This is a genomic window from Petrotoga halophila DSM 16923 (genome assembly GCF_002924615.1).
This window is the reverse complement of the sequence record NZ_JALY01000262.1, coordinates 1-7,549: the sequence shown is the minus strand read 5'-3', so window position 1 is coordinate 7,549 and position 7,549 is coordinate 1. Positions and strand designations below refer to the sequence as shown.

3 protein-coding genes are annotated in these 7,549 nt (G+C 38.0%); all 3 read left to right on the top strand.

Annotated features, from left to right (window positions below; all coding sequences use genetic code 11):
* Positions 1 to 397: 397 nt before the first annotated feature.
* Positions 398 to 2,278: an ABC transporter substrate-binding protein gene (locus AA81_RS12620; RefSeq protein ID WP_103899236.1), complete on the top strand. Its 1,881-nt coding sequence runs from the start codon at positions 398 to 400 to the stop codon at positions 2,276 to 2,278.
* A 233-nt stretch (positions 2,279 to 2,511) separates the two neighbouring features.
* Positions 2,512 to 4,887 (top strand): glycoside hydrolase family 3 N-terminal domain-containing protein, encoded by a 2,376-nt coding sequence (locus tag AA81_RS12615; protein WP_103899235.1) that lies wholly within the window; start codon positions 2,512 to 2,514, stop codon positions 4,885 to 4,887.
* A gap of 213 nt (positions 4,888 to 5,100) precedes the next feature.
* On the top strand, positions 5,101 to 7,422 hold the full coding sequence (gene yicI, locus AA81_RS12610) for an alpha-xylosidase (RefSeq protein WP_103899234.1): 2,322 nt from the start codon (positions 5,101 to 5,103) through the stop codon (positions 7,420 to 7,422).
* The last annotated feature ends 127 nt before the right edge of the window (positions 7,423 to 7,549 follow it).

Sequence of the window (7,549 nt, the reverse complement as noted above, 5' to 3'; positions counted from 1 at the left end):
TATCAAGTAATTCAAGAGGAAATGTTTTATATCAAGGTATGATTTTTTTGTCTTAAAAGATTTTTTAAGTTTCATATTTATCCTCACATATTACTAGGAAGGATAATTATTTATAGAAATTTGTTTTAGCGAGAGACACTCTAGAAATAGAAAAATTTTGAAAATGGAAGGTGGTTTTTATGAGGGTTAGAGAATACGATAAATTGTCTTTCTTTTCAGAGAATTGATAAAAAAGAGTTCTAAATTATGAATAATCACACATAAGAAGAGGAGCTGTGTTTTGAAAAAACGTTTTTAAAACCATGATGTAATGAGTGTTTAGAGTTTCTAAAGGCAGTATTTTAGCGAGCATGTGAGGATATAAAGCAACTCAAAAACTTTATGGAGGTGCGAAAGAATGAAAAAAAGTTTATTTCTGATTTTTGTTTCCGTGTTACTTGTTGTTTCAGGATTTTCACAGGTAGCTGGAATTCCAAGGGAAGAAACACTAATTGGTGACGTCATTAATGGAAGAGCGACTGCCCCAAGTAATTTTAACGTATTTACTGTTACCTGGAGAACTTCTGATCGAGGGGTTCAACAATTGATGTTGGAACCATTGTGGATGATGGAACCTGTCAGAGGAGAAGTTATTAATTCTCTTGCAGCCGTAGGTCCGATCTACAACGAAGACTTCACACAAATGACAATTAAGTTAAGAAAAGGATGCTATTGGAGTGATGATGTTGAAATTAATGCAGATGATATTGTGTATGGTATTGAAACAACTATGAAATATCAAGGAATGGCTTATTATGACCAATTCAATATGTACATTGATAAAGTTTACAAAACTGATGATTATACAGTTGTAATTGAATTGAAAGAACCCAACTCCCGATTCCACGCTAATTTTATAGACAGATGGGGAGCATGGAGACCTTTCCCCAAACATATTTTTGAAAAAGTAGAAGATCCCCTATCCTTTGATTTCAATCCTCCGATAAGCAGTGGTCCATACGTTCTAAAAGATTATGATGCCGGTGGTTATTGGACACTTTGGGAAAAGAGGGAAGACTGGGATAGGACCCCAACTGGGATGTTGTTTGGTGAACCAAAACCAAAATACGTACTCTATTATTACTATGGAGATGAAACTAATAAAATAATTGCGCAAGCTAACCATAACTTGGACATGGTAGCGAGTTTATCATTAGAGGGATTCAAAGCGCTTACTCAAAGGAATCCATATTCAAGGGGATACCGAAAAGAATATCCATGGGTATTCAACGGCGATCCTAATATACAAGGTTTTACCTTTAATACTGATGTATATCCCTACAATATAAAAGATGTAAGATGGGCATTAACTCTTGCATTTGATATAGTAGATTACATAGGGATGGCGTATGATGGTGTTGCAACCATGGGTACACTTCACCTTCCTCCCACACCTTATTATCAAAAGGTTTATTATGAGCCTATGGAAGAATGGTTGAAAAATTTCACCTTAGACATAGAAGTTAATGGAGAACCATTTAAACCATATGATCCTGACGCTCCATTACGACTTGCAGAATATGGTAGAAGCCGAGGATATGATGTGCCTGATGATCCTGAAAAAATTGGAGAATCATTTGGGTCAGGATGGTGGAAATACGCCCCTGATGTAGCTGAACAATTGTTAAAAAGGAATGGATTTACGAGAGATAAAAAAGGCAAATGGTTGTTACCAGACGGTACACCTTGGAAAATAAATTATTTGGTCGGCGAAGATCCAACTGCAGCAAATGTTGCTGCAGCACAACAATGGAGAAACTTTGGAATAGAAGTAGTCACAATTACTAGCGAAATCAGCACTGATCTTGTCTCCCTAGGAAAATTTGAGTTAACACCTAGTAATGCTATGCAGGAACCATGGGGTGGACATCCTGATTTGTCTCGTAGTTTTTCAAGCTTGCACTCGAAGTACTATAAACCCATAGGAGAGTATGCAGTAGTTCTTAATGGTCCTGCAACAGGTAGATGGACAGATCCTAGGATTGATGAAATTGTCGAAGAAATGGAAAAGTTGGATTGGAATGATCCTAGAAATACAGAGCTTGGAATGGAAGGCTTGAAAATACTTATAGAAGAAATGCCAACTATACCAGTTGTTGGAAGGCCTCAAATGGCAGCATGGGATGAGTATTATTGGACGAATTATCCCGGTGCTGAAAATCCATATATGATTATTTCTGAAGACTGGCCAAACTTCAAATACGTACTCCCCTTCCTTGAACCAACAGGGAAGAAATAAGGGTTACAAATAAATACACTGAGCCCCCTTCGGGGGGCTCAGCCCGCATTAAGTCAGTCACTCATAGAGATGTGCGGATTAAAAGTAATTGGTACGGTAATAATAGTAACTGGGAATTTGAATGCAAAAATAGTACAAAAGGGTGAATCCCAAAAATTTTAGTTTGAAACATATGAAATAAAACTCTCGAGTTTTTTAAGAGCAAATCAAACAACTGAAAGGGGTATAAGAATATGATTTACAAAGATCCTTCTAGGTCTATTGAAGAACGCGTAAAGGACCTTCTTTCACGGATGACATTAGAGGAGAAAGTAGCACAATTGTCTTCTGCGAGGATGGGCGATGTGATTTCGGACATGCAGACAATGTCTTTTTCTGCTGAAAAAGCGCGAAAAAATGTACCAAACGGATGTGGCTACCTCTCCAGAATAGGTGGGGCAACAGATCTGCTTCCACGAGAAATTGTCAGGCTGACAAATGAGATTCAAAAATATTTTATTGAAGAAACGCGCCTTGGAATACCGATATTTTTCATCACCGAAGCCACCTCGGGGGTTTTGAGCAGGAACCATACATTATTTCCACAAAACATCGGGGCAGGAGCTATGTTTAATGATGAGCTTGTTTATGAGATGGGGAATGCCGTACGCGAAGAAATGTTGTCAACAGGTGAAAGATTTTCATTGGCACCAGTAGTAGATGTTATACGCGACCATAGGTACGGTAGGTATGAAGAATCATATGGTGAAGACGTATATCTAGTCTCCCAGTGTGGGATGGCATATACAAAAGGGTTACAGTCCCAATCACTAAAAAATGGCATTATCGCAACTCTTAAGCACTATGTTGCACAAGGTTTCAGCGATGGGGGAAAGAATTGCGCCCCAGTACATATTACCGATCGAGAGATTTTTGACCAGTATGCCGTACCCTTTGAAGCAGCAATACAAGAAGGAGGTGCTTCTTCTGTCATGGCAGCATACCATGAAGTTGATGGAGTGCCATGCCATGCATCCAAAAAGCTCCTTACAGATGTACTACGTGGAAAACTTGGATTTGAAGGTCTTATAGTATCCGATGGAAATGGCATACAACTTGTCAAGAATTATCATGATTACTGCGAGAAGCTGGAAGATACAGTTTCACTTACCCTTAATGCAGGTATCGAATGTGAGTTGGATTACATGTTTAAAACCTATTTAAAGGACCTTTGTCTTGAAGGTAGGGTGAATCCTACTATTGTGGACAATGCTGTAGCAAAGGTTCTTACACTTAAATTCAAACTAGGTCTTTTTGACAACCCATTTGTTAACGAAGATGTGGTTGACAACATCGTATGTTCCAAAAAACATGTCAGCATCGCCAAAAAAATGGCTCAACAATCAATGACGCTTTTGAAAAATAAAAATGGTATTCTGCCACTGTCAAAAAATATTGGCAGTATAGCCGTAGTAGGCCCCTTAGCTGATAAAAAGGAATTTGCCTATGGGGATTACTCTTATCCTTCCCATATTGAGGATATGTATTACAGCTCAGAAGGGCTTAGTGAAGATGAGGTAATTGCCCGAACTTTATTCTTTAAAAGGAAGGGAACAACTTATGAGCAATTATTCCATGATACAAAAACTATTTACCAGGCCATAAAGAAAGCCGTATCCGATGAAACAAAGGTATATCTAGCTCAAGGTTTAAAAGATACTTACAACTATCATAACGATCCGGATTTTTTTTCAATAGATCAAGCTGTAAAAGTTGCATCTAAAGCTGATGTAATCATTGCAGTATGTGGTGATACCAGCGGTATGGGAAGAGACAATGACAGTGGGGAATCAGTAGATCGCGCGGAAATTAATTTATCTCATGAGCAACGGATGTTACTTAAAGAATTGAAAAAACTAGATAAACCAATAATTTTAGTACTATGCAACGGCAGACCGCTTGAACTCTCCTATGAGAGTGAGAACATGGACGCCATTCTGGAAGCATGGAAACCTGGTATGGAAGGAGCTTCTGCCATTACTGAGGTACTGTTTGGTGACTATAATCCTTCAGGTAGACTGCCCGTTACCATACCCAAATGTTTGGGACAACTTCCAGTGTATTACTCTCAACACCTGAGTGGAAAAAAACAATTCTGGCGCAATAAGTATCTGGAAGTTGATTTAAACCCACTTTATGCATTTGGTTACGGCTTAAGTTATACTTCTTTTGTGTATGAAGATATTTCTATGAACCAGGGTAAGGATGGGATAACTGTAAGGGTTACTGTTAGAAACAATGGTTCATTTGATGGCGAAGAGGTGATACAAGTATATGTACGCAAGAAATACACATCAGTATTACAGCCTGAGCGAGAACTCAAAGGATATAAACGAATATGGATCGAAAAAGGTAAGAAAGTTACTGTGGAGTTCAATATATTGTATGATTCATTAGGTTATCATAACATTGAAAACCATCTTGGCATTGAAAACTGCACCCTGGATGTTATGGTAGGCTCATCATCGGATAAAATCTACGCAGAAAAATCTTTTGCCCTTACATTTGAAGGTGGATTCAGAGAAATCACTAGAAGGATTTTTACGAACCCTTCACGTATAATCGTATAATTAATTCTTAATATTGGTGTACAATTATGACTGATATTGCGATTATTGAAAAGAAGATAAAAGATGCAAATCGGCTAGCGGATATAGAGTAAAGCCGGATAACTTATATTTTTTATAGAGGTACTTTAATTTTTTGTACTGAGGAATTTCAATTCGAAAAACAGGTTTCGTAATTTCTAAAGTTTGGATAGATAAGAGAAATGGAGGAATTAAATGAAATTTACAAAAGGTTATTGGCAGATGCGGGAGGGACTTAAAGCGTTCTTTCCAGCAGAAGTAAATGATGTGGAAATAAAAGGGAATTCTTTGAATGTCTATGCTCCATCTAAGCATATACGGCAACGAGGAGACACTTTAAATTGCCCACTTTTCACTGTCGAGTTCACATCACCTATGGATGATGTTATTCGAGTAAGGATTACCCATCACAAAGGATTATCCATGAAGCAGCCTTCTTTTGAGCTACATGAAAAAGATAGTTGCCATGTGAGAATTACTGATGAGGATGAATACGTTTCGTTAACTTCCGGGAATCTAACTGCACGAGTCAAAAAACATGGAGACTGGAATGTAGATTTTTTTGGTGGAGGTAAACTCATTACCTCAAGTGGTTATAAGAATATGGGATACATTGTTACAGAGGAGGGAGAGACTTATGTACACGAGCAATTGCTGCTTAAAGTTGGAGAGTATGTCTATGGGTTGGGAGAAAGGTTTACTCCTTTCATAAAAAATGGTCAGGTTGTAGATATGTGGAATGAAGACGGGGGTACTAGTAGCGAGATCGCCTATAAAAACATTCCATTTTATATGACTAGCGCAGGCTATGGGGTGTTTGTCAATCATCCTGAAAAAGTATCTTTTGAGATAGCATCAGAAAAGGTAAGTCGTGTGCAGTTCAGCGTGCCTGGAGAATATCTTGAATATTTTGTAATCTATGGTTCGGAACCTAAGAAAGTATTGGAGAAGTATACATTCCTTACAGGAAGACCTGCCCTTCCTCCTGCATGGTCCTTCGGTCTTTGGCTTAGCACTTCTTTTACTACTAACTACGATGAAGAAACCGTTAATACTTTTATTGATGGAATGGCACAACGTGATATTCCTCTTCATGTATTCCACTTTGATTGCTTTTGGATGAAGGAATTCCACTGGACCAATTTTGAATGGGATGAACGTATATTCCCAGATCCTGAAAGAATGCTTAGAAGGCTTAAGGAGAAAGGTCTAAGGATATGTCTATGGATTAACCCATATATTGCCCAACGTTCCAGGCTCTTTGATGAGGGCATGAAAAAAGGTTACTTAATTAAAAAGCGTAATGGTGATATATGGCAATCGGATATGTGGCAGGCAGGTATGGGTATAGTTGACTTTACTAATCCAAAAGCCTGTGAATGGTACAAAGAAAACCTTCGGCGCTTATTGGACATGGGTGTAGACTGCTTTAAAACAGATTTTGGTGAAAGAATACCTACAGATGTAAAGTACTATGATGGTTCTGATCCTATGAAAATGCATAATTATTATACCTTTTTGTATAACAAAGCTGTTTTTGAGGTTTTGGTGGAAAAATACGGAACGGGCGGTGCTTGTGTGTTTGCAAGATCAGCAACGGCAGGAGGACAACAATTTCCTGTACATTGGGGAGGGGATTGTAGCGCCAGTTATGAATCAATGGCTGAGAGCTTAAGGGGAGGTTTATCGCTTGGAATGTCTGGATTTGGATTTTGGAGCCATGATATAAGCGGGTTTGAAAGTACCGCCACACCAGATTTATACAAAAGATGGGTGGCTTTTGGACTTTTGTCCTCTCATAGTAGGCTTCATGGAAGCAGTTCCTATCGTGTTCCTTGGTTGTTCGATGAAGAAGCGGTAGATGTGGTTAGGTATTTTACCAAGCTTAAGTGTAGCCTAATGCCATACCTATTCGCCATCGCTTGTGAGGCCAGTCAAAAAGGTATTCCAGTTTTAAGAAGCATGGTATTAGAATTTCCTTATGACCCGACTTGTAAATTTTTAGACCTGCAATATATGTTAGGAAGTTCTTTACTGGTAGCACCTATATTTAATGATAAAGGAAAGGTAGAATATTACTTACCTGAGGGGCGATGGACTCATTTATTAGATGGAAGGGTAAAAACAGGGGGAAGATGGGTTAAGGAAGAATATGGATATATGAGCCTCCCTCTATGGGTAAGACCTAATTCCATCATTCCAATAGGTGCTATTGATACAAAGCCTGACTATGATTACGGTAACAATGTTACTTTTCATCTTTTTCAAATAGATGATGGAAAGACTGTGACAGCCGAGATTCCAACTATAGAAGGCGTCGAGGATCTATTAGTAAAGGCTAAAAGAGAAGGAGATGTCATTAAGATTATAGTAAACAAAGCTAATAAACCTTGGAATGTGCTGCTTCGCAACATTGAGCCTAGGAAAATTATAAAAGGAGAAAAATTCAAAGAAGATAACTTAGGAGTATATATTAAGGCTAGCAAGGGTATGACGGAAATCCAAGTTCTAGTTTAAGATCTTTTTAAGGAATGAAATTTTTTGATTGATGGTATTAAAAGAGGTTTAAAATGGATTTTTTAGAGTTTCTGAAGACAGTATATATTTATAACTTGAGGAGGATTTTACCCACTTCAGAAATAGG